Annotated in this window: 18 protein-coding genes; 7 read left to right on the top strand and 11 right to left on the bottom strand. The window is 42.5% G+C overall.

Going from position 1 to position 22534, the window contains the following annotated elements; all coding sequences use genetic code 11:
* Window positions 1-87: 87 nt before the first annotated feature.
* The gene (locus AX660_RS02255; RefSeq protein WP_068371851.1) at window positions 88-2700 is read right to left on the bottom strand and encodes a VolA/Pla-1 family phospholipase; all 2613 of its coding nucleotides are present in this window, start codon (window positions 2698-2700) and stop codon (window positions 88-90) included.
* A 260-nt stretch (window positions 2701-2960) separates the two neighbouring features.
* On the opposite strand from AX660_RS02255, the gene AX660_RS02250 reads away from it, so the two are divergent.
* Window positions 2961-3701, top strand: coding sequence for a YciK family oxidoreductase (locus AX660_RS02250; RefSeq protein ID WP_068371848.1), 741 nt, complete (start codon window positions 2961-2963; stop codon window positions 3699-3701).
* Between the two features lie 145 nt (window positions 3702-3846).
* On the opposite strand, the gene glnS is transcribed toward AX660_RS02250, so the two are convergent.
* Window positions 3847-5514 carry a glutamine--tRNA ligase gene (glnS, locus tag AX660_RS02245; protein ID WP_068371845.1) on the bottom strand — a complete coding sequence of 556 codons (1668 nt, stop codon included), beginning with the start codon at window positions 5512-5514 and terminating at the stop codon, window positions 3847-3849.
* A gap of 350 nt (window positions 5515-5864) precedes the next feature.
* Here glnS and AX660_RS02240 point away from each other — a divergent pair, with 350 nt between their 5' ends.
* The gene (locus tag AX660_RS02240; RefSeq protein WP_068371842.1) at window positions 5865-6902 is read left to right on the top strand and encodes a LacI family DNA-binding transcriptional regulator; all 1038 of its coding nucleotides are present in this window, start codon (window positions 5865-5867) and stop codon (window positions 6900-6902) included.
* 142 nt (window positions 6903-7044) lie between these two features.
* Here the strand turns inward: AX660_RS02240 and AX660_RS02235 are convergent, their stop codons facing one another.
* Entirely contained in the window at window positions 7045-8760 is a 1716-nt protein-coding gene (locus AX660_RS02235; protein WP_068371839.1) for an alpha-amylase family glycosyl hydrolase, read from the bottom strand.
* 10 nt (window positions 8761-8770) lie between these two features.
* Window positions 8771-10285, bottom strand: a complete 1515-nt coding sequence (locus AX660_RS02230; protein WP_068371836.1) for an MFS transporter — start codon at window positions 10283-10285, stop codon at window positions 8771-8773.
* Between the two features lie 231 nt (window positions 10286-10516).
* Here AX660_RS02230 and AX660_RS02225 point away from each other — a divergent pair, with 231 nt between their 5' ends.
* On the top strand, window positions 10517-12019 hold the full coding sequence (locus tag AX660_RS02225; RefSeq protein ID WP_068371833.1) for a tryptophan halogenase family protein: 1503 nt from the start codon (window positions 10517-10519) through the stop codon (window positions 12017-12019).
* Between the two features lie 46 nt (window positions 12020-12065).
* On the opposite strand, the gene AX660_RS02220 is transcribed toward AX660_RS02225, so the two are convergent.
* Window positions 12066-13376: an aminotransferase class V-fold PLP-dependent enzyme gene (locus AX660_RS02220; protein ID WP_068371830.1), complete on the bottom strand. Its 1311-nt coding sequence runs from the start codon at window positions 13374-13376 to the stop codon at window positions 12066-12068.
* A 238-nt stretch (window positions 13377-13614) separates the two neighbouring features.
* On the opposite strand from AX660_RS02220, the gene AX660_RS02215 reads away from it, so the two are divergent.
* The gene (locus AX660_RS02215; protein WP_068371827.1) at window positions 13615-13992 is read left to right on the top strand and encodes a MerR family transcriptional regulator; all 378 of its coding nucleotides are present in this window, start codon (window positions 13615-13617) and stop codon (window positions 13990-13992) included.
* 106 nt (window positions 13993-14098) lie between these two features.
* Window positions 14099-15043 carry a sterol desaturase family protein gene (locus AX660_RS02210; RefSeq protein ID WP_068371824.1) on the top strand — a complete coding sequence of 315 codons (945 nt, stop codon included), beginning with the start codon at window positions 14099-14101 and terminating at the stop codon, window positions 15041-15043.
* Window positions 15044-15154: 111 nt separating this feature from the next.
* On the opposite strand, the gene AX660_RS02205 is transcribed toward AX660_RS02210, so the two are convergent.
* The 6 genes from AX660_RS02205 to AX660_RS02180 are packed head-to-tail and all read right to left on the bottom strand — an operon-like array spanning window position 15155 to window position 20667.
* Window positions 15155-15853 (bottom strand): rhomboid family intramembrane serine protease, encoded by a 699-nt coding sequence (locus tag AX660_RS02205; protein WP_068371821.1) that lies wholly within the window; start codon window positions 15851-15853, stop codon window positions 15155-15157.
* A 23-nt stretch (window positions 15854-15876) separates the two neighbouring features.
* Window positions 15877-16473, bottom strand: coding sequence for a nucleotidyltransferase family protein (locus AX660_RS02200; RefSeq protein WP_068371818.1), 597 nt, complete (start codon window positions 16471-16473; stop codon window positions 15877-15879).
* Complete coding sequence (locus AX660_RS02195) at window positions 16463-17473, bottom strand: XdhC family protein (protein WP_068371815.1); 1011 nt, start codon at window positions 17471-17473, stop codon at window positions 16463-16465. Before AX660_RS02195 ends, AX660_RS02200 begins: the two co-directional genes overlap by 11 nt.
* Entirely contained in the window at window positions 17466-18635 is a 1170-nt protein-coding gene (locus AX660_RS02190) for an RDD family protein (RefSeq protein ID WP_068371812.1), read from the bottom strand. Before AX660_RS02190 ends, AX660_RS02195 begins: the two co-directional genes overlap by 8 nt.
* A gap of 14 nt (window positions 18636-18649) precedes the next feature.
* Window positions 18650-19831 carry a vWA domain-containing protein gene (locus tag AX660_RS02185; protein WP_068371808.1) on the bottom strand — a complete coding sequence of 394 codons (1182 nt, stop codon included), beginning with the start codon at window positions 19829-19831 and terminating at the stop codon, window positions 18650-18652.
* Window positions 19831-20667, bottom strand: a complete 837-nt coding sequence (locus tag AX660_RS02180) for an AAA family ATPase (protein WP_068371804.1) — start codon at window positions 20665-20667, stop codon at window positions 19831-19833. Before AX660_RS02180 ends, AX660_RS02185 begins: the two co-directional genes overlap by 1 nt.
* 185 nt (window positions 20668-20852) lie before the next feature.
* Here AX660_RS02180 and cysK point away from each other — a divergent pair, with 185 nt between their 5' ends.
* Together cysK and AX660_RS02170 are read left to right on the top strand one after the other, a co-directional pair.
* Entirely contained in the window at window positions 20853-21818 is a 966-nt protein-coding gene (cysK, locus tag AX660_RS02175; protein ID WP_068371801.1) for a cysteine synthase A, read from the top strand.
* Between the two features lie 108 nt (window positions 21819-21926).
* Window positions 21927-22367 carry a hypothetical protein gene (locus AX660_RS02170; RefSeq protein WP_068371798.1) on the top strand — a complete coding sequence of 147 codons (441 nt, stop codon included), beginning with the start codon at window positions 21927-21929 and terminating at the stop codon, window positions 22365-22367.
* Window positions 22368-22534: the final 167 nt, after the last annotated feature.

Genomic DNA, 22534 nt, shown 5'->3' with positions numbered 1-22534 from the left:
ACTCCTGTTTTTGTTTTCCTGTTTATGGGGGCGGATCAGCAAAAAAAAAGCCAAGTCACAGACTTGGCTCTTAAATAAAGATAATTATTAGTTTTGCACCACGGCAGGATTATTAATGACGATGGTTTGGCCATCGGTACTAAAAAAGCCAACAGCTTGCATCTGCATTTCCGTGGTTGCCGCTTGGCTAGGTATAGGGGTTAACAAGGATTGATGTTCACCTGTGCTAAACCTAACCACACCACTACCTTGAGTGGTAGATGACACGGCAGGTAAACCCATAATGATATTGGCTAATGCATTACCACCAGACAAAGGTGCATTAGGCACATCGACCGAATTTACCTGATCCGTCAAAGCGGTACTGCCATCATCGTTAGTGCCACCACCTACCATTAATTGCACTAGTGATGGGGTATTGGATGCAGTTATCCCCGCTAGGCTAATCGGGTCTGCGCTATCTAATATGGTTTGTGCAGCGAAATTAAAGGCAGCAAAGGTAGCATTAATAGCAGCCAAATCTGCAGCACCTAAACTAGCTTCAAATGCCTTAAACGCGGGACGAATAGCGTCGTTAACTGGAAGTTGATTTGCCATAGCGTACTGGGTTAAAAACTGCACAAAAGCATCTGAAGAAGCCGCTAACAAAGAGCCTTTAATCAAGGGGCCAAAATCAGCAGAGGAAAACAAGAATGATGCAATACCACCGGCCGGTACATTAAACACTGCCGAATTAAAGTGATACATACTATTCAGGCTAGCTAGGCTTTCTGGCAAACTCGCATTAGATAAACCTACTGTGCCAGTGCCCGTAATTGCCCCTAAACTTTGACCGATAAAATGCACGTCATTAGCATTAACATCAACCATTCCGGTCGTATCGGCGATTGCCACTAATGACAAACGTAATGCCATAGTATCAACAATACTCTGACGTGAGTTATCTCTAGCTGTTAACAAACTTTGTAGGTTCATAAAGTCTGTTGGAGTATGACTAGATGCCCCTACTACATCACCATTATCAAGGGTAAATTCACGTTCGCCATGTAAAGGATGATCAATAGCAACCGAAGCAAAACCTGCCAAAGAGAGGGCTGCCGACATAGCTAACACATTTTCTTTACTACCGGTAATTCCATGTTGGAATACCACAACAGGCCAGCCACCTGCCGGTTTAGTAACGGGACTAATCGCCCCGCCACTGGCTGCAGCTAAAGCAGCAATCACTGCCTCATCGGGCACGGTAAACTGCACGTTTAGGGTCTCAGTCCCAGCTTCGTTATACACCGTAGCAGCGTTATCCATATTACGACCGCGAGCTTGTGGAATAGGACTATATTTCGTTACATTACGTGGATCATTAATGCCAATAGCCGCCAAATTAAGATCAAATAATTGGCCACCAGACGCTGCCTGACATAAGGCATTGTTCGGGCCAGCCGCTCCACCTTGTAATAATGCACCTACACTTGCCGCACCCATGGCTTTTAACATCGCACCGCTAGTACAAGCGGCTTTCCACCAATCACCTAAGGGGTTGGTTGGATTAAGGTAATAAGGCAGATTAATAGTGCCTTCAACTCGTTTAGCTGCACATAGTGGACCTGCGGTGGTAAAGGTTTGCTGAGCCGTGGTAAATAGAGGTGATGCAGGATTTGCCAAGGTATTCATTAAGCCCGCACAAGTATCCAAACCCACTGCGTTTAGTTGAGCTAATTGCTCAGCAGGCAGTAATAAGGGTGCTAGATATTCAAAGGCAGTTGCCCCTTTAACGGGTGCTTGAGTCACTATTGCTGGCAAATATTGGGCAGCAAATTGTTGAGCTGCAGGCAAAGTCGCGCCAGTGGCTAATGCGCCTTGTAGGGCTTGCGCAAAACCTCCAATCTGCAATTGTTTAATAGTGGCCAGCACACTAGTAGTCGATTGGGTTGAAAAATAAGCGGCATAAGATACTTGTGTTGCTTCTAAACCAACCGGTTTTAAGACATTAACCAGAAAATTAACCAGCCCTTGCAACTGCAGTTGATCCGGTGAGCTAAGTGGCAAAGTATTAATATCCTGACGGGCTAATTCCCATGAACTTGAACCCAATACAGCCTTACCATCAGTATCTTTTAGTTCCGAAGTAACCACCAACATATGGCCTTGTGCTGCCTTCATTGGTTTTAAGGGCACTACCGAAATAGCCCCAGAGCCGGCAGTATAAGCCGCTACAAAATCAACACCATATTGTAATTCATCACCTAATTCACAAGGTATACCCGGTGCTTGAACTTGTGCAGCAATAGCCTGACACGTAGCCGAAGTCCCTTCTAAAGCCTGAGTGGCTTGAAATAAACGAATGGAAGTTGGACCTACAGTGGCTGGGTTAACATCAACACCTGCGGCAAGTGTTAAACGGATTTGGAAGGGATGATTGGTTGACCAGCCATCTAACATACTCAATGCATGTTGTGGGTTAGCCGGGTTAAGATCCGCACTGCCTTCTGTAGCTAACGTAAAATCAAAAAGATCATCATTAGGTATCATTAATAAATCATTAGGAATATTTAAATTACTCGTGGCGGGATCAAATACTACTCTGACATAGGGCTTATCTTTTGCTGTATTAGCATCTTGCTCCTTGACTGTATCCCCGCCTCCGCAGCCTGACAATCCCATTACCGCTGCAATACTCGTACTGAGTAGTATTTTTTTCATTCTGCGTTCCTCACATTCCAATGTATGATGTTTATTATTTTAAAGGTAATTTAGCTTACCATGTTAGCGCGTAATTAAGACTTGCAAGCCAACATGTAAGACCAGTTGATGAAGAGCCATATTATTGGCTTTAATGATTTTTTGCAAAGCTTTGTTAATTTTTTGTAAGGCTAGCGATATCACAATTGGCTCGCACAGTAGGTGCAAAAAAATAACTATCAGTGGTACTATCCTGTGCTCGATATTGCAGTAGTTAATTCATGTTTACATATAATCCCAAACCCCAATTTTTGAAGAATAAAATCATCTTAGTTACTGGTGCCGGCGATGGCATAGGCAAAGCAGCCGCCCTAAGTTATGCACGCTTTGGTGCGACAGTGATTTTACTCGGTAAAACCGTTAAAAAACTCGAAGCAGTTTACGATCAAATCATTGCAAACGGCGGTGCAGACCCTGCCATAGTGCCACTGGATTTAGCCGGAGCCACACCAAATCATTACGCAGGCTTGGCAGGTTCCATTGAACAGCAGTTTGGTAAGCTTGATGGTTTATTACACAATGCCAGTAAGTTAACTGACTTAGGTCCTTTTTTGCTTATTAGTCAGGAAGACTGGCAAAGCGTGATGCAAGTGAATGTCACTAGCCAGTTTAATTTAACCCAAGCCCTACTGCCCTTGCTTAAAAAAGCTAAAAGCAGTTCATTGATCTTTACCACCTCAAGTGTTGGCTTAAAAGCCCGAGCTTATTGGGGGGCCTATGCAATATCTAAATTTGCTATTCAAGGCATGATGGAAGTATTGGCCGATGAATTTGAAAACAGTGGTATTAAGATAAACTGTATTAATCCAGGTGCAACTCGCACCAACATGCGTGCAAAAGCCTATCCGGCCGAAGACAATACGCTGCTGCTTACCCCTGATGATATTATGTCTTACTATCTGTATTTGATGGATGCAGAAAATTGTACTGAGCATGGTATTACCCTACATGCGCAAGCTTGAATAAGCACATCGTCGAATGTAAGTCTGTCTTAAGATCGTAAAAATCGGAGCTTAATGGCATTCTTTATATAGGTACGAAGGAAGGACCTACAAAAAAGCAGACTGAGATGTCTGCTTTTTTAGTTTAAATCATTAAGGTAAAAACTTAGTCTTGTTCGCTATTAGCCCAAGTATCTCGTAAACCAACGGTACGATTAAACACCAGTTTTTCTGCACTGCTATCACTATCAAGGCTAAAATAGCCCATACGTTCAAACTGCAAAGGTTTACCTAACTCTGCATTACGCAAACTAGGCTCTACTACGGCATTTTTAACCAACAACGAGTCAGGATTTATCGTGCTTAAAAAATCATCTTGTGCCGCGGGGTTTGGCACCGTAAATAATCTGTCATATAGTCTGACTTCTGCTTTAATACCATGTGAGGCCGATACCCAATGAATAACACCTTTAGCTTTGCGGCCATCAGCGGGATCTTTACCTAAGGTTTCATCATCATAAGTACAGTAAATCGTGGTGATATTACCTGCATCGTCTTTATCAACTCGCTCGGCTTTAATAATGTAGGCGTTACGTAAACGCACTTCTTTACCTAAAACTAAACGTTTGAACTTTTTATTGGCTTCTTCTTTAAAGTCTTCCGCTTCAATATAAATTTCACGAGTAAAAGGCAGCTCACGACTACCCATAGCCTCATCATTAGGATGATTACGGGCTGTTAATATTTCTACTTTATCGACGGGGTAATTTTCGATAATCAGCTTCACCGGCTCAATTACCGCCATGGCACGTGGGGCAAGCTCATTTAGCTCTTCACGGATACAGGCATCCAACATGGGCATCTCAACCATATTGTCCATTTTGGTCACGCCGATGCGTTTACAAAATTCACGGATTGAACTTGGGGTAAAACCACGGCGACGTAAACCGGCAATAGTAGGCATACGTGGGTCGTCCCAACTCTCAACATGACCTTCTTCAACTAACTGAATAAGTTTACGTTTACTCAATACGGTATATTCAAGATTAAGGCGTGAAAATTCATACTGGCGCGGTTCACAGTCAATAGTAATATTGCTGATCACCCAATCATATAGGCGGCGGTTATCTTGAAATTCTAAGGTACATAACGAATGAGTAATACCTTCAATCGCATCCGAAATACAATGGGTAAAATCGTACATGGGATAAATACACCAAGCATCACCGGTTTGATGATGATGGGCAAATTTAACGCGGTATAAAGCCGGATCACGCATGCACATAAAAGGTGAGGCCATATCAATTTTGGCACGTAATAAACACTCACCTTCTTTGAATTCGCCATTTTTCATTTTTTCAAATAAGGCCAAATTCTCGCTGACAGAGGTATCTCGATAAGGGCTGTTTTCACCTGGCGCTTTAAGTGAACCACGCATACGACGTACGTCATCAGGACTAGAAAAATCCATGTACGCCAAACCTTTAGTGATCAACTCTACTGCATAAGCATGTAATTGCGGGAAATAATCAGAGGAATAACGCACCTCACCATCCCAGTGAAAACCTAACCAGCTCACGTCCTGCTGAATAGCATTCACGTAATCAATGTCTTCTTTTTCTGGATTAGTATCGTCAAAACGCAAATTACACTGACCGGCATAATCTTGAGCTATACCAAAATTCAAACAAATTGATTTGGCATGGCCTATATGCAAATAACCATTGGGTTCTGGAGGGAAGCGAGTTTGAACGCTAGTGTGTAAACCGTTCTTAAGATCGTTGTCGATTATTTGACGAATAAAGTTGGTCGGACGACTTTCAGTCTCGGCCATTAAGCATTTCCTCTTAGCAATTACAGGTATTTAACAGGGCGCATATTATAACAGGATAAAGTGACTGCATAAGGATTTTTAAAATACTCTTACTGTTATCCCCTTGACCTTTACAACTGCAGCGTTATTGGCTGCTCTCCCCCAATCACTGAGTACCGTTAAGCTCATGGGGCCTCATTCATTTGCCGCCGCCGCGCAATTCCAATGATTTTGGCTATACAACTTTTAGATATTTAACTAAAAATGCAGAATGTTAAGGCAGTAAGTTTTAAGCTGGTGTATAAAAGTCACGAATTAGTCTGCAAGGTGCACTTACTGCACTTTGATGTATTGGAAAAAATAAAGTAGCTATGAGAGATAAAGCAACCTCCTTTGACATCGCCCACCGCGCAGGTGTATCCCAATCTACCGTATCAAGAGCCTTACGTAACAGCCCCTTAGTCAATCTAGAAACTCGTGAAAAAGTGCAAGCCATTGCCGCAGAACTTAATTACAAGGTTGATAAAAACGCCAGTAATTTACGTCGGCAACAAAGCGGCACCTTAGCTTTGTTGTTGTTTGAAGATCCTACGTCCGATGATTCACTGATCAATCCGTTTTTTCTGTCGATGTTGGGTAGCATTACCAAAGCCAGCGCTAAAGCAGGTTATGATTTATTAGTGTCTTTCCAAAATCTCAATGATGACTGGCACGCTGAATATGAAGACTCCAATAAAGCCGATGGACTTATCTTGTTAGGTTATGGTGATTATGTGGATTACCGCAACAAACTCAGTAAGCTAGAAGAGCAAAAGACCCATTTTGTGCGTTGGGGGGCTCATGATGTTGATCATCCCGGTATTTCTATCGGCAGCAATAATGTGCAAGGTGGATTTGATATTACTCAGCACATGATCAACCTAGGCCGCAAAAAATTTGCTTTTATTGGTGGTGCGGATAAACACTGCCCTGAATTTTTAGATCGATATATTGGTTTTTGTAATGCCTTAAAAAATTCCGGTTTGCCCCATGATTCATCCTTACAAATTGAAGCTATTTCTACTGAAGATTCAGGCTATCAAGCCACTTCGGCCTTGTTAGCAGAAGGTAAGTCAATTGATGCTCTAGTTTGTGCCAGTGATTTAATTGCAATGGGCGCGATGCGGGCACTACGGGAACACAAACTGACAATTCCTGAACAAGTAGCAATAGCAGGTTACGATAATATTCCGATCTCGAGTTTTGCTAACCCAGCCCTGACCACTGTGCAACAAAACACCAAATTAGCCGGTGAAATATTAGTAGATAGTTTGATCAAGTTGATTAACGGTCAAGAAGTACCGCAAACGTTAATGCCGGTAGATTTGGTGGTACGCCAATCTTGTGGAATAGCATTCTCTAGTCTCTAGTCTCTAGTCTCTAGTCTCTAGTCTCTAGTCTCTAGTCTCTAGTCTCTAGTCTCTAGTCTCTAGTCTCTAGTCTCTAGTCTCTAGTCTCTAAAATAATAGCGCAAGGTGCTTAAACCTTGCGCTATTTTTTATTAGATGTGTATTATTTATTAGCCATTAGTTTTTCAAGTTGGCTGAGTAAGTCAGTGTTTTCTATTTTCCCTTCTCTAAGCCAAACCTGCACACCATGTGCTGCCACACTGGTATTAAGCTGGTTGTCTCTCGCACCAATATTAATGGTGTCATCACTTAGCTGACTCTGCCAACGTCCACCTTGCAGGTATTTACTAATGCTAAAGTCAGCTGCTGTGTCACCTTTGTTTAGTAAAACTAAGGCCGTCTGAGTCACATCGTCTTTGACAAGTACCCGATAAAAAGCAGCTTTATTGCCAGTAAACTCGATATTAACTTGTAAACCATTTTGTAAAGCTGGCACAGCTTTGCGCACCTGAGCAATACGACTCAAGGCATTGTGTATCGGGTGATGTTTTGCCAGTTCGATGTTGTCTTGACCAAGGTAGTTACGGTTACCCATGTGTTCGGCCTTACCACGCATAAAACCTAATTCCGAGCCTTGATATACCACTGGAATACCACGGGCGGTAAACAACCAGTTATTGGCATCTATAAATCCTTCATCGGATGCGTTCATGCGTGGCATATCGTGGTTGTCGTAAAAGGTCGCTAACTCATAGGGGTTAAGATAAGGGCCATGGGTTAAAAACAAGACTTTTTCAAGCTCAGCATAATCGCTCGCGGGGTTTTCGAAGGTAGTAACGATGGCTTTTTGACCAGGAAAATCCAAAACACTGATCCCACCATTTTTAGCAAGGGTATGCTGGCCAATAAAGTTAGCGTCATAATTAAAACTTTCGCCAAACATATAAAAGTCAGGATGCACAGTACGAATACGATCCGCCATTTCTTTCCAAAAGGCATGTGGAACATGGCGGATAGTATCTATCCTAAAAGCATCAGCGCCCTGCTCTATCCAGTATAAATAGGAGTTAATTAAATAATCTTTCACCGCGGCGTTGCTTTCATCCAGATTGGATAATTGCAAGATATCAGGGAATTTATGGTAGAAATCGTGCAAGGGATTATTGCTATCAAGTTGTTCAGTCGGCAGATTTTGGTGATCGGCAACTAAAACCCCATTGATATCATAAAGCTCACCAAACTTTGGCTGATCAACTGGCATACTAAAAGACGGTGAGCCATGGTTAGCCACAATATCAAATACCGACTTTAAACCAAATTGCTCACGCATTTGCTGAGTGTATTCTTTATATCCCAGCCCTTCTGAGGGTAAATGTTCGTCAATTTGATAAAAGTTATTGGCCCAATAACCGTGATAACCGGTTTTGCCCCCATCTTTAAAGGCACCGCCAAAAGTAATCGGTTCACCACCACTAAAGGCTTCATCTGGGTTATCTAGAATTGGAGTTAACCATACGGCGCTAAACCCCATGTCAGCAATATATTTACCGTTGTTAAGTACTCCTTTTAAGTCCCCGCCCATATAACCAACATAAGCAACTTCGTCGTTGTCGCCTTCAATGGGTAATCCAAAGGTTGGATATTCACCGCCCTGATCTTCATGGTTGTTGCTTGAGTCACCATCAACAAAGCGGTCTGTCATGACAAAATAAATCGCATCTTTAACAAAAGGCTGAGTTGTGCCGTAAAATTCCGCTTTTGTGCTTTTAACCAACTCCGATGGAGCGGGCTGGCAAGCACTTAAAATTGAAATGATAGATAAAGATAAAAAAGTTGTGGGCAACTTTTTTTGTTTAATATTTTGGAAAGAATTCAACATAAACAAACCCTTATTCTTCAACCGGATTAGACACACGTAAGGTCATCAAACCGGCAATCAACATACTGACACCACCGACGACCACGGCATAAATCGGTTCATTATTAAATAGTTTGGTCACCATAAACCCCAGAATGCTGGCAGCTAAAATTTGCGGGATAACGATAAAGAAGTTAAAAATGCCCATGTAAACTCCAAGCTTTTTCACCGGTAAAGCATTCGATAACAAAGCATAAGGCACCGATAAAACCGAGGCCCAGGCAAAACCCACACCAACCATCGACAATACCAACCATTGAGGATCACGAATAAACATAAACGAAATAAACCCGATGCCACCCAGCGCCAGATTAATTAAATGCGCGAAACGTAAATTAGTCAGTTTGACGATGACAGGAATTAAGATCGCCGCAAAAATAGACGTACCGTTGTAAACCGCAAAGAGTACACCAACCCAGTCAGCCCCCTCGTTATAAGCCAAGGAACTTGTGTCTGTACTTCCAAAATGGAAAGCAGCAACGCCTGATGTCATGTAGATCCACATGGCGAAAAACGCAAACCACGAGAAAAATTGCACTACCGCGAGTTGGCGCATAGCTTGAGGCATCGCAAATAGATCGTTCATTACTTCCGCAAATCCATTTTGGTTTTGTTGGTTTTTTGCCATTAAACCTGCCACTAATTGACATGCACCAAAAGCTAACAACATACCGGCCGCGATATACAAGTTTTTATCCAAATTCTCGATATTGATGGCAATAATGGCCGCTAAAATACCACCCACTATAGTAAAAAGAGCGCCACCTTTTAGATAACTTGCGGCGCTGCGTTGTGGAGGATTGGCCAGTTTGTCGGCCTCAACGCCCTTCTCTGCGCGCTCAAACTCGGCTAATTCCTCAGGTGAATATTCTTTGGTGGAATAAACCGTCCACAAAACACAAAGTAAAAATATCGTACCACCAGCGTAAAACGAAAACTTAACCGACTCTGGGATCACACCGGCCTCGGCCGTATTAGCGATACCAAACCAGTTACTCATCATCCAGGGCAACATTGATGCAACCACCGCACCCACACCAATAAAAAAGCTTTGCATGGCATAACCCATGGGGCGTTGTTTTTTGGGTAACATGTCGCCAACAAAAGCGCGAAAGGGTTCCATCGACACATTGATTGATGCATCCATGATCCACAACATACCGGCCGCCACCCACAAGGCCGGTGAATTAGGCATGATAAACAAAGCTAAACTGGCAGCGATGGCGCCAAACAAAAAATAAGGGCGACGACGGCCTAATCGATTCCAGGTTTTATCACTAAAATAGCCAATAATCGGTTGCACTATTAAACCAGTAATTGGCGCGGCGACCCACAACACCGCCATATTGTTGTAATCGGCCCCAAGGGTTTCAAAAATTCGGCTTACGTTGGCATTTTGCAGAGCGAAACCAAACTGGATCCCCATGAAACCGAAACACATGTTCCATATTTGCCAAAAATTCAACGAGGGTTGAGACTTGTTCATTTATTATTCTCTTCGTGGTGAGCTATTTTTTTGTTTGCGCCAGTTAAGCCGCAAGGTTAATGGCTTGTAAATATATCGTAATATTTTAAAGTTGCTAGACTACCCGTTGTCACTTTGATTCAACAACTAATTGCATACGTATTCACTTAATTAAATTTAAAAAATTTAATAATTTCATGTTATTAGCAGTATTTTACGGCGCGATAAAACTTACGCAGCAATGGAAAAACAATGAATACAAGGCAAAACATCGTCATTGTTGGTGGAGGCACTGCCGGCTGGATGGCAGCCAATATGTTGCAACAACAACTTGGCTCTTCTGGTTTTAACTGCATCTTAATTGAAAGCCCAGACATTCCAACAATAGGCGTAGGTGAAGGCTCAACTCCTCAGCTTAAAAGTTTTTTTAGCGCCTTAGGCATTACCGAGTCTCAATGGATGCCACAATGTCATGCTACCTATAAAAATGGTATTAGCTTTAAAAATTGGTCTGTAGATAAAGATCATCGAGAGTATTTTCATCCCTTTCCCTCGGCCGTTGACCAACACACCGCCCGTGGTTTTTTGCAACATTGTATAGCTAAACAACAAGGGCGCAATGTTGACACCCAAACGGATCGTTTTTTTCTGGCAGCACAACTAGCTAAACAAAACCGTTCGCCAATATTAAAATCCGGCGCTGTGGGTATAAGTTATGGTTACCATTTTGACTCAGTACTTCTTGGGAAGTACTTGCAAAAACTGACAGTAAAACAAGGTGTGCAACATATAAAAAGTACTGTTGTTGGTATAAAACTGCATCTCAATGGTGATATTAAATCTTTGCAATTGGCTGATGGTCAAGTTATTGAGGCTGAACTTTTTGTGGATTGCAGTGGTTTTAAAGCCCTGTTAATTCAACAAACCTTAGGCACTGAGTTTATCAGCTACCGTTCGCAATTATTTAACGATAGCGCCATTGCCCTACCCTCAACTCAACTAACTCCTTTAACTTCACAGACTGTTGCAACGGCACTTAACCATGGTTGGGCGTGGGAAATTCCACTCAGCAATCGTACCGGCAATGGTTATGTCTATAGCAGTGACTATTGCAGTGCCGAGCAAGCTGAAACTGAATTACGCCAAAAGCTAAACATGATCAACTACCCAGTTGCTGCCAAACACTTAAAAATGAAAGTCGGCCGTGTGGCACTGCATTGGAACAACAATTGTTTGGCTGTTGGGCTGTCGCAAGGTTTTATCGAACCGTTGGAAGCTACTGCTCTGCATTTAGTCCAGCATACTATTGAATCATTTATTAGCGCCTTTAGCGCGGGTAATTTCAGCACACAACATCAAGCCCAGTTTAATCAACGTATAAACGCTCGTTTTGATGGCATTCGCGACTACATAGTCTGCCATTATAAAGTTAACCAACGTCACGACAGTGCTTACTGGCGAGATAATCGTGCAAACACCAATATGTCAAATTCGTTGCAGGCGATTTTAGAATGTTGGGATAAAGGTGGTGATTTATTAGCCGAAATAAACCAACAACAGATAGCTGGCTATTATTCGGCAGTGTCTTGGTATTGCCTCTTAGCCGGTTACGGACGATTTGTGGCGACTCAACATAAACCCACAGAGGCATTGGTGAATATAAGTGAAATAGAACGTAGTCTGCAGCAACTTAGCCAACAGTTTTTAGATCAAAACCAAGCACTAGACTTTCTTGCTGCTACAACTGAAATTTAACAAAAAACGGAACTTCACTAGGTAGACCATTTAATTGCTCGCGGCTCTATGCCATAGCCCTTATCTGTGCCAACGCTAGCTCAATTTCCTGTTCATTGTTGATCAATGAGGGGGCAAATCTAGCGTAACTTTGTCGATATGGAGTACTGCTCATAATAATGCCTTTACCGTGCATTTTTTCCACCACGGCGTCAGCACTCATACCTTTAACATCAAAACAAACCAAGCCTGAAGACAGTTCACTGCTCGCCGGTGTGTAAAGCGTGACATGGGGCATTTTTGCCAGACCTTGTTTGGTTTGTTGGTTTAGCTGGTGAATACGAGCTTGCACCTTGTCTTTACCCAATTGCAGATGCAATTTAAAAGCCTCTGGCAAAGCCCAACGATGCTCAAAAGAATGGAAACCACCGGGCGACATATGTTCACCAATAGGCACTTGATCCTGAGTCATACCACCCAGCCACACTTCATAAGACGCGCTAAAACTTGGGATCACAGGCTCGGTTTGTGCCCAAGCACGTTCATTTCCCCAAATTACCCCTGTGCCCCTTGGCCCAAATATCCATTTGTGCGTACCGGCGACAAAAAAGTCACAGCCTAATTGACTCACATCCTGATCTTCAATACCAAAAGCATGTACGCCATCGACACAAAACAATATTTGTTGATGGGCCTTACGCTGAGTATTGAGCTGAGTAATAGTATCGGCCATGACTCGGATAGGTAATTTAACGCCTGTGGACGAATGCACCCAGGTAGCCGCTACCACACGGGTATTGCTATTAATTGCGGCTTTTAAACGTAGCACTACCTGTGCCACATCAACTTGCGCAGGATTATCATACAAAGCGATACGGTTAACTTTAGCGCCAGTGCGCTTTGCTCTATAAGCCAATGACATATCCGTGGAGTAGTGATCATGCACGGTTTGTAATATTTCATCCCCTTCTTGCAGGGTTAAACCTGCGTAAATCAAACCTAAGCCCATAGTCGTGCTGTCAGTCAGGGCAATATTTTCCGCTTTACCGCCCATATAATCAGCCGCCGCTTGACTAATTTGGGCATCAATAGTTAAAAAGTGTTGATGCCAATAGTCGGCAGGATTTTCATCAAAAGCACGACGGTGTTTTTCGATGGCGTCCGCCACAGGTTTAGGGTGTGATGCGAGCAGAAAAGTCGCTAATTGTATGTAACTGCGCGTCAGCGGAAATAAATTGCGTAAGGCTGTCCAGTCTCCCGCTTTGATTGGAAGATTTAGCGCATTATTGCTGGATGAGGAGGCCAACAAACTGCTTGGGGCAATGATACTCGCCCCTACACTTAGCCCTATTGCATTTAAAAATTGACGTCTTAACATGTAGTTCACCTCGTCTGATTGATATGGATTTTGGCAAGCCAATAAAAACTACTGTTGCCAAAAGCCTAGGTAGGAAGAAAGAGTGTAGTGCACATAAAATGAATGTTCCTGTTTGACTGGGGGAATTGGGTTACTTAACTGTGGTCAACAATCAAACATTTGCAGTGTTAAAGGTGTAGATAACTTTTAACTTTATCGCACGTTTGGAGCCGTGCTTTATGCTCAAAAATGGGGAATTATGTATATCGGAAAATTAGCAAAGTTATGTGCGGTTACAACCAAAACAATTCGCCACTATGAGCAGATAGGCTTATTGCCGACGCCAGAACGTAAAGGTAACTATCGTTTGTACCGTGAAAAAGATATTGAACTCGTACGTTTAATTAAACATTCACAGCAGCTTGGTTTTAGTTTGGCAGAAATGACTCAAGCCCTTAATCGTAGTAAAGATGGCATCCCCTGGCTGACAATTAACACGTTGATTGAGCAAAAACTACAACTTATAAACCATGAAATAACTGCACTAGAACACAAACGCCTGCTACTACATAATCAACAACGCGCAATTCGAGTATGTTTGGATGACGATCCAAACTGCCCAGCGCCACTTGCCTAAGTCACTTTTTCATTTTTTCTGTGTAATTGTTGGTACATTTCCTATTGACTCATCCCCTAAGGGCAAGGTTTATCCTCTAGCTTATTTGCTATTAAGGAAGCTGCCAATGTCCACTATTCAAGGTAAAACCATCACCAAAAATGAATCAAAAGGTTTATTAAAAACGCTTGTCGCTAGAGGTTTGTTAACCTTCGCTATTATCACCTGTTTGCTCGCCTTTTTTACGGCGCGAGCATGGGGCCTTAACCTAGAGCTGGTAGTGACTGGCGCTGCAAGCAGCATTTTAGTATTAGCCATGCTATTAGAGCGCTGGCTGCCATTTCGAGCCCAATGGAATCATAAACACAATGACATCCGCACCGATGTAACCAGCACTACCGTATTGTTTGCCCTAATCGATCCCTTGCTCAAATATATAAGCCCTGTTGCCGCAGTGGCGCTATACACAGTGTTAGATCTAGCCTCTACCTACAGCAGATTGTTTGGTGACACGGCATTTTGGCTGCAATTGCTGCTGATTACGTTGTTTATTGAGTTGGCCCGTTACTGGTTGCACAGATTGCATCACACTCTCGGCTGGCTATGGTGGTTACACGCCATGCACCACAGCAGTACTCGCTTATATACACTAAACAATTTTCGCTTTCATCCGCTGAATTATATATTGATGTTTATGTTTAGCACCTTTCCACTGATGTTGTTGGGTGTACCTGGGGATTTATTACTAGCTTATTTAGCATTGTCGTTGCCCATCATCATGTTGCAACACGCCAATATTGACTTGAAAAACGGTGTGTTAAATTACTTGTTTAGCACTAACGAGCTACACCGCTGGCATCATTCTGCGCGCGCCGCCCAAGCCAATTGCAATTATGGCCATGCATTAATTGTCTGGGATCAACTATTTGGCACCTTTAAGTACTACAGCAAAACTAACAATATGCCTGACGAAGTCGGCTTGTTTAAAAGCAGCAGTCAAACTTACCCTGCGCAAGCCTCATATCTAACACAACTGCGTTCGATGTTTTGCTGGAAGTGCTGCAGGGTTTAGGATTACCAAGATAAGAGCCAAATTAGCAAATTTGGCTCTTAACAACTTCTCGAAGATGAAAGGTGTTTGGCTTTTAACTAGTATCTATTTACTCGCTACGAGTTGCTGTTTTTAGTGATATTTAATGTCGATGGGCTGAGATTGTTTATCTTGTTCTACCAGGTTTTCAAACTCTTCACTCACCTGCCAATCATCACCAATAATAGGATCATCATCGGGTTTTAATTCCCAAGCATAGGGTTTGATGACGGGTTTAGGGTCGCGATTACGCCATATTAAAGCCGCAATAAAACCGGCTACCGCGCCAAAAAAGTGATATTCAAAACTGATGTGTTCTTCGCGGGGTAAAATTGTCATGGTCATGCCTCCGTATAATAAAAATACGATCATCATGATGGCCACTGAGCTTTTGTCACGGCGGAAAATACTGGCAACTAAAATAAAGAAAAACAAACCATGGGCTATGCCACTGGCTCCAATGTGATTGGCCTCGCGAGCAAATAACCACACCCCAAGCCCAGACACTAACCAAATTAAACCCAGTACTCGCCAAAAGGCTTTGGGATAACCAAAAGCTAACACTGTACTCATAATGATCAGCGGCAAGGTATTATTGAATAAATGCTCAAGAGAGCCATGTACTAAGGGCGCGGTGATAATGCCGATCAGCCCAAAGGGTTCATGGGGATGCACGCCCATCCAGCTCAGATCCCAGTGAAATAGAATTTGCGCAGACTTGATGCACCATAAGAATGACACCGCAAACAGGCTATAAAGTAGACATTGAGTAAAACGTTTATTTTCCTTCATTCACCCTATATTGGGCGGCATATTCAGAATTTAAAGTTACTCAGTGAATTTAAATCTTGTTGGGTATCAATATCAATGGCGGCATTAGGCATGGCAAGGCTGTGTACATGCTCTGGATATTGATTGATTAAGGCCCTCGCCCCTTTGTCACTATTAAGCTGACTTAGTTCAGCAAAAAAACGGCGAGGTATGATAGCAGGGACACCTTGCACGTGCCCATATTGCGCGCAAATTATCATTTCGGGGTTTTGCTGTGAAGACTCAATTAAGGCCACAAAGTCTGGCGTTTTTAGCGCTACTTGATCAGCCAAACCAATCAGTAAATGGCTTGTTGTTACAGGGAGCTGTTTAACAAAATCAGCTAGACTAGCGCCCATTCCTTGCTGCCAGTTGGCTGCCGTAAAAACGCTTACTTGAGATAGATCACACTGCTCTAGCTGGCTTTTATTAGCGCCAAGTACCACCGTCATGGTTGTGATCTGTGGTATTAACATCTCTCCAATAAAATACTGGCTGAGACAATGTTCCAACATTGTACGGCCATTTATTAACGCTAATTGTTTAACTCCAGCAAAACGCTGACTTTTGCCAGCAGCAAGCATTACCGCTTCAAGTATCATAATTTAGCGCGTCACTGATTGATAAGGCGTCAGTTTTTTCCAGAAAAGCATGTACTTCTGAGAGCATAGACAAAGCAATAGACTCGGGTAATTCTCCGCCAAGCCTTAATCCAACTGGATTGGCCAAGACAAAATTAAACGCTGTTGGGTCTAACTCGGCGTTTTGCATTACCCTCTCGGTACGGTGCAAGGGCCCCAATAGACCCACATATTTCACCTTGCTGAGTGTTAACAGTTTAAGGGCTTCGCCATCTAGTTTTACATTGTGGGTTAAGACTAATGCCGCATCTAGGGTTTGTAACCAAGGGGCTAAGCTAAGCTCAGCAAAGGGCAGTCTACAGATTGAATGTGCACCATTAAAATATCCCTCTCGGGCGTAACTCATGCGTGAGTCACACAAGATAACTTGCCAACCAAGTTGCGCAGCAATAGCCACTACAGGGCGCGCATCTACACCTCCACCAAATACGGCTAACAATGGTGCCGGTTTAATGACTTGATAAAAATAAGAAAGATCGCCCTCACCATGTTTACCTTTTGTGAGCTGAGTTAATTCATTTAGCTCGTTAATGAGTTGGTTGCTGGGCACAGTATTATTGATGTTTTGTTTATAGCCAGCAGCTAGATTATGTTGCAGTTGCTGATATAAACCATCTAACTGCAAATAATGATTAGCAGCGTTAACCGGCTGTAACAGTATTTCGACCATGCCACCACAACCTATGCCTAACTGCCAGGCGAGGTCTTCTTCTTCACGCATATCGTATTTAATAATGCGATTGAGTCCATCATCCCAGCAACGTCGTGCCTGACGCATAATGTCAGACTCTAAACAGCCACCACTTAATAAACCAAAATATTGACCGTTTTCATTGATCATCATCATGGCACCGGCCTTTCGATAAGATGAGCCGTCAGTACTAATGATGGTGGCCAATACCCACTGCTGATCTTTAGTGCCCTGCCACTGGCTTAATAATTGATCAATACGATTAGCCATCGATTAGTGCTACTTGTGTTTTTTCGTTTTGCTCTGGGAAAAATGGCACTTTGGCAATGCGTAAATCAATGACTAACGTCTCTGATATTTTATCCTGAATGGCCTGGCGGTTTGGATCCCAATAAACCTGTAAAAAACCTAACAGACCTGTAGCAAAACCAGCGCCGTAACCACCATAACGGCCAAAGCTTTCCCATAAGGTTGGAGTTGAACCATCAAGTTTAATCACTTTAATACCCATCAGTTTTTTGCCCGGTGTTTGCCCCTTCCACCAGCCAGTAAAAATACTAAAATAGAATGCCGCCCAACCAAAGCCTAGCCCCAAATCCTCGATCAAACTCTCAACCCAAGCAATTATGCCCACCTTAGGCTCCTCTTTTTCTGCTGGAATTTGCTCAGTCAATTTGTTAGTGGTTGTGACTTGCTCCTCTGCATTTTTTAGTGGATTTTCAAAAGGATTCTTAAATTCTGGTAGGTTTAGATTGTTTCGTGGAATTTGCTGCTGTAAATGAACACTCAATTGCTCTTTTTCGGTGGAGGAAAGTTGCTCATCACTAATCTCTAAAAACGCCTCAAGTAAATCATTTGAATCATTTTTAGTCGCTGAAATCTCAACTAAGGCAGCGACAAATTCGTCACCTAGTGTTTGCCAGCATTCATAGGTTGGTTGACATTTTGCTGCATTAACATCCTCAACCAGTGTGTTAGCAGCCAGCAAATATTTAGCACTGATCGCCGCCAATGCGATGCCATTTACTCCCGATACAATGGCACTGTCTGTAGTTGCAAAGTTATCTTTATCCTCAAACTCACCAAATAATCCCCAAGCAAAAACAAACAACAAAAAGGCCGCCATAAAACGCAAACCTAAACGCGCGCTATTAAAGCGTTTTTTAAGATTAAGGCGATTACCTGCTCTAAAAAATGTTACCGCGGCGACACCAGCTAAAACAAAACTAGCCGACTGGGACAATATAGCCACCAATAGCAGGTCTATACCTATGGCCATGGCGCGTTTTTTAGGCCTTGCCAACGCGGTACCAAACAACTCTGGCGACACATGAAATGCATAAGGAGTAACAATTTGACGAGTTTCTTTTTGACTAAGATGGTGAGTATCTTTTTTTTCATCTAATGAACTGTTATTACTAATTTTTTCCATGTTCTACCTGTTATTTATTGGCGTTTTGATAAACGTTTAATGCCATCACTTAAACCATTTAAAGTAAGCGGAAACATACGTTCTCCCATCAACTGCCGCATGATAGTAATAGAATGGGTATAAGACCAATAACTTTCTGTTTGTGGATTAAGCCAGATCGCATGTTCAAAATGGTTAAGTAAACGTTGCATCCAAGTAGCCCCTGCTTCTTCATTCCAATGTTCGACACTGCCACCGGGATAAGTAATTTCATAAGGCCCCATGGTCGCATCACCGACAAAAATCAATTTATAATCACGACCATATTTATGAATAACATCCCATACCGACAAGGTTTCACGGCTTCTACGGCGGTTATCTTTCCATACCCCTTCGTATACACAATTGTGAAAATAAAAGTACTTAAGATGTTTAAACTCACTTTGCACCGCTGAAAACAACTCTTCGCAAGCACTGATATGAGCGTCCATCGAGCCGCCCACATCAAAAAACATTAGCACTTTAACCGCATTATGGCGCTCTTTAACCATGTGGATATCTAACATGCCAGCGTTTTTGGCCGTAGCACCTATGGTTGTACCTATGTCAAGTTCTTCACTTGCGCCCGTGCGGGCAAACAAACGTAATTTACGCAGGGCAATTTTGATATTGCGGGTACCGAGTTCAACATCACCAGCGAGGTTTTTAAACTCGCGTTTTTCCCATACTTTGGCGGCGGAAAAATTACGATTGCCCTCTTGGCCAATGCGTATACCTTCTGGATTATAACCATTCGCGCCAAAGGGAGAGGTACCGCCAGTGCCCACCCATTTACTACCACCCTGATGACGTTTTTCTTGTTCGGCCAAACGTTCCTTTAGGGTTTCGAGCAGTTTATCTAAACCACCTAATGCTTTGATCCGCGCTTTTTCTTCCTCGCTAAAATTACGCTCTAAGGCATTATTAAGCCAATCTGCTGGGATGTCTTTACCAAACAAATCGAGACTCTGTACCCCTTTGAAATAATCAGCAAACGCCCGATCAAATTTATCAAACTGGCTTTCATCTTTGACCATGATCATTTTGGACAAGTAATAAAAATCATCGAGGCTGGCAAAGATCACCCCCTGTTGCAAGGCATTCAGCAGGTCAAGTAATTCACGTAAACTGACCGGCAGTTGGTATTCCCGTAATTTGCCAAAAAAATCAATTAACATTAGCGACGGGCCATAAAAACCAGTTTTTCGAACAAATGAATATCTTGTTCATTTTTAAGTAAGGCGCCATACAAGGGCGGAATAGACTTTTTGCCATCTTTGTTTTGTAGCGCTTCAGGTGAAATATCTTCTGCTACCAGCAGCTTGAGCCAATCGATGAGTTCAGAAGTAGAAGGTTTCTTTTTCAATCCGGGAATATCACGCAAGCCAAAAAAGGCTTCTAAGGCCTGATTTAACAAGTCTTTTTTAATGTTAGGAAAATGCACATCGACTATACGGCGCATCTCATCGGCATCTGGAAATTGGATATAATGAAAAAAGCAGCGGCGTAAAAACGCATCAGGCAGTTCTTTTTCATTATTAGAGGTGATGATAACGATTGGGCGCTGTTGGGCTTTAACTACTTGTTGAGTTTCGTAGACAAAAAACTCCATTTTATCCAGCTCAAGTAACAAATCGTTAGGGAACTCAATATCAGCTTTATCTATTTCATCGATCAATAAAATAGTGCGTTTTTGAGCTTCAAAAGCCTGCCACAGTTTACCCTTGATGATGTAATTGCTGATGTCATGTACCTTGCTATCGCCCAATTGTGAGTCACGCAAACGAGATACCGCATCGTATTCATACAAGCCCTGCTGGGCTTTGGTGGTGGATTTAATATGCCACTGAATTAAATCAGCTTGCAAAGCTGAGGCTAACTCTTCTGCCAACATAGTTTTACCGGTGCCCGGTTCACCTTTAATAAGTAGTGGTTTTTGCAGTGTAATCGCTGCGTTTACAGCCAGTTGTAGCTCTCGACTGGCGATATATTTTTCAGTTCCTTTAAACGACATCATTTACCTCAATCCCAAATTAACAAAAGATTAACCATAAGATATAGCGAAATAGCACTTTGAATTTATCAACTTCGCCTTAATCTTGTCATGGTAAAACAGATCTATGTCTCATATGTATCAATTCTATGAATAATTTCTAATTGATAGGATTGAGCAAAACTAAAAACAGCTAGGAAATAATAATGCAAACTTACGACGACAATTCATTATCCATAGGTAAAACCCCGCTGGTAAAACTTAATCGCGTAACAGGCGGTAATGTATATGCAAAAATAGAAGCACGTAACCCAAGCTTTAGTGTTAAATGCCGAATTGGCGCAAACATGATTTGGGATGCAGAAAAAAAAGGTAAATTAACTGCAGGTAAAGAGTTAGTTGAAGCAACCAGTGGTAATACCGGTATAGCATTGGCTTTTGTCGCGGCCTCTCGTGGTTATAAATTAACCTTAACCATGCCAAGTTCCATGAGTTTAGAGCGCCGTAAGTTGCTTAAATCATTGGGAGCAACCTTAGTATTAACCGAAGCAGCCAAAGGCATGAAAGGTGCGTTAGCGGCAGCAAATGAGTTAGTGGCCTCTGATCCTGATAAATACGTGCCTTTACATCAATTTGAAAACCCAGCTAACCCAGAAATTCATGAGCTCACCACAGGTCCTGAAATTTGGAACGATCTTGATGGTAATGTTGATATTTTTGTTGCTGGTGTAGGTACTGGCGGTACTATTACTGGTGTGAGCCGTTATCTGAAAAAAACCAAAGGTAAAGCCATTGTATCGGTAGCGGTAGAACCAGCAGACTCGCCGGTTATTACGCAAGCCAAAGCCGGCCTCCCCTTAACCCCTGGTCCTCACAAAATTCAAGGTATTGGCGCTGGTTTTATTCCAGGCAACCTAGATCTAGATATTGTTGATGCAGTTGAGCAAGTCACCAATGAAGAGTGTATGGCCATGTGTCACCGCCTCATGAAAGAGGAAGGCCTATTAGTGGGTATTTCTTCTGGTGCAGCAGTAGTTGCGGCTAAACGTTGGGCCGAAAAGCCTGAAAACGCCAATAAAAACGTTGTAGTTATTCTGGCTAGTAGCACCGAGCGTTATTTAAGTAGCCCATTATTTGCCGGTGAATTTTCAGAAGCAGAAACCGTGCAATAAGCACTTGCCTTAGCTTAAGCATTATAAAAGGGAAGCAAAGGCTTCCCTTTTGTTTTTCTATTGGTTATAACATTCGGCATTACCAAGCAAAGTATGGATTGTAGTCACATGAAGATCGTAAAACTAAGCCTTTTCCTTTTATTAGTCACTGCTCTGCTTGGCTGTGGTGATGAGAAGCCTCGGGTCGGTAAATACGGTATGATGGATCCCAATATTCCTGAGTACGCTGCGGTAGAATTTTTTGATCATATCTATCACGATGAAAATCTGACAGAAGCCTTAAAATTAGCCAGCCCCAGTCTTGAAAGACTAATCAAATCCTATAACACCAATAAAAACGTACAGCGCCACATACTCAATTTGCGTTTTGATAAAGTTGAAATCACCCCCCATGCTGGTAGCGCGGGGCGTAATGAGTTTTCCAAAGAAACCAAAATTTTTGTGTTTTTTGAAGGCCAACTCAATGGCAATGTCATTAAAGACATGCGAATTGTGGATTTGGTCCGCATCGATGACAAATGGAAAGTAGATAAAATCAGTCTTAAGTAACTAAGCTCCAACCACTATACCCAAACAACCTGGAAATGCTGGATTCAGTGGGAATTAAATCCGTTTTAGACAAGGCGAATGATTGAAGGTCTAGTGGCCCTAAATCGAAAGCATTTAACGCGGTATAAAACGGATTTAAACCCACCAGCATGGCGCTTCTGAGGGAA

The organism is Paraglaciecola hydrolytica (genome assembly GCF_001565895.1).
GTDB classification, from domain to species: Bacteria; Pseudomonadota; Gammaproteobacteria; order Enterobacterales; family Alteromonadaceae; genus Paraglaciecola; species Paraglaciecola hydrolytica.
This window is presented reverse-complemented; position numbering and strand designations above follow the sequence as displayed.

Excerpts from the sequence above, each read along its gene's own strand:
- AX660_RS02255 (WP_068371851.1), bottom strand. The coding sequence starts at position 2,700 with ATGAAAAAAATACTACTCAGTACGAGTATTGCAGCGGTAATGGGATTG.
- AX660_RS02250 (WP_068371848.1), top strand. The coding sequence starts at position 2,961 with ATGTTTACATATAATCCCAAACCCCAATTTTTGAAGAATAAAATCATC.
- glnS (WP_068371845.1), bottom strand. The coding sequence starts at position 5,514 with ATGGCCGAGACTGAAAGTCGTCCGACCAACTTTATTCGTCAAATAATC.
- AX660_RS02240 (WP_068371842.1), top strand. The coding sequence starts at position 5,865 with ATGAGAGATAAAGCAACCTCCTTTGACATCGCCCACCGCGCAGGTGTA.
- AX660_RS02235 (WP_068371839.1), bottom strand. The coding sequence starts at position 8,760 with ATGTTGAATTCTTTCCAAAATATTAAACAAAAAAAGTTGCCCACAACT.
- AX660_RS02230 (WP_068371836.1), bottom strand. The coding sequence starts at position 10,285 with ATGAACAAGTCTCAACCCTCGTTGAATTTTTGGCAAATATGGAACATG.
- AX660_RS02225 (WP_068371833.1), top strand. The coding sequence starts at position 10,517 with ATGAATACAAGGCAAAACATCGTCATTGTTGGTGGAGGCACTGCCGGC.
- AX660_RS02220 (WP_068371830.1), bottom strand. The coding sequence starts at position 13,376 with ATGTTAAGACGTCAATTTTTAAATGCAATAGGGCTAAGTGTAGGGGCG.
- AX660_RS02215 (WP_068371827.1), top strand. The coding sequence starts at position 13,615 with ATGTATATCGGAAAATTAGCAAAGTTATGTGCGGTTACAACCAAAACA.
- AX660_RS02210 (WP_068371824.1), top strand. The coding sequence starts at position 14,099 with ATGTCCACTATTCAAGGTAAAACCATCACCAAAAATGAATCAAAAGGT.
- AX660_RS02205 (WP_068371821.1), bottom strand. The coding sequence starts at position 15,853 with ATGAAGGAAAATAAACGTTTTACTCAATGTCTACTTTATAGCCTGTTT.
- AX660_RS02200 (WP_068371818.1), bottom strand. The coding sequence starts at position 16,473 with ATGATACTTGAAGCGGTAATGCTTGCTGCTGGCAAAAGTCAGCGTTTT.
- AX660_RS02195 (WP_068371815.1), bottom strand. The coding sequence starts at position 17,473 with ATGGCTAATCGTATTGATCAATTATTAAGCCAGTGGCAGGGCACTAAA.
- AX660_RS02190 (WP_068371812.1), bottom strand. The coding sequence starts at position 18,635 with ATGGAAAAAATTAGTAATAACAGTTCATTAGATGAAAAAAAAGATACT.
- AX660_RS02185 (WP_068371808.1), bottom strand. The coding sequence starts at position 19,831 with ATGTTAATTGATTTTTTTGGCAAATTACGGGAATACCAACTGCCGGTC.
- AX660_RS02180 (WP_068371804.1), bottom strand. The coding sequence starts at position 20,667 with ATGTCGTTTAAAGGAACTGAAAAATATATCGCCAGTCGAGAGCTACAA.
- cysK (WP_068371801.1), top strand. The coding sequence starts at position 20,853 with ATGCAAACTTACGACGACAATTCATTATCCATAGGTAAAACCCCGCTG.
- AX660_RS02170 (WP_068371798.1), top strand. The coding sequence starts at position 21,927 with ATGAAGATCGTAAAACTAAGCCTTTTCCTTTTATTAGTCACTGCTCTG.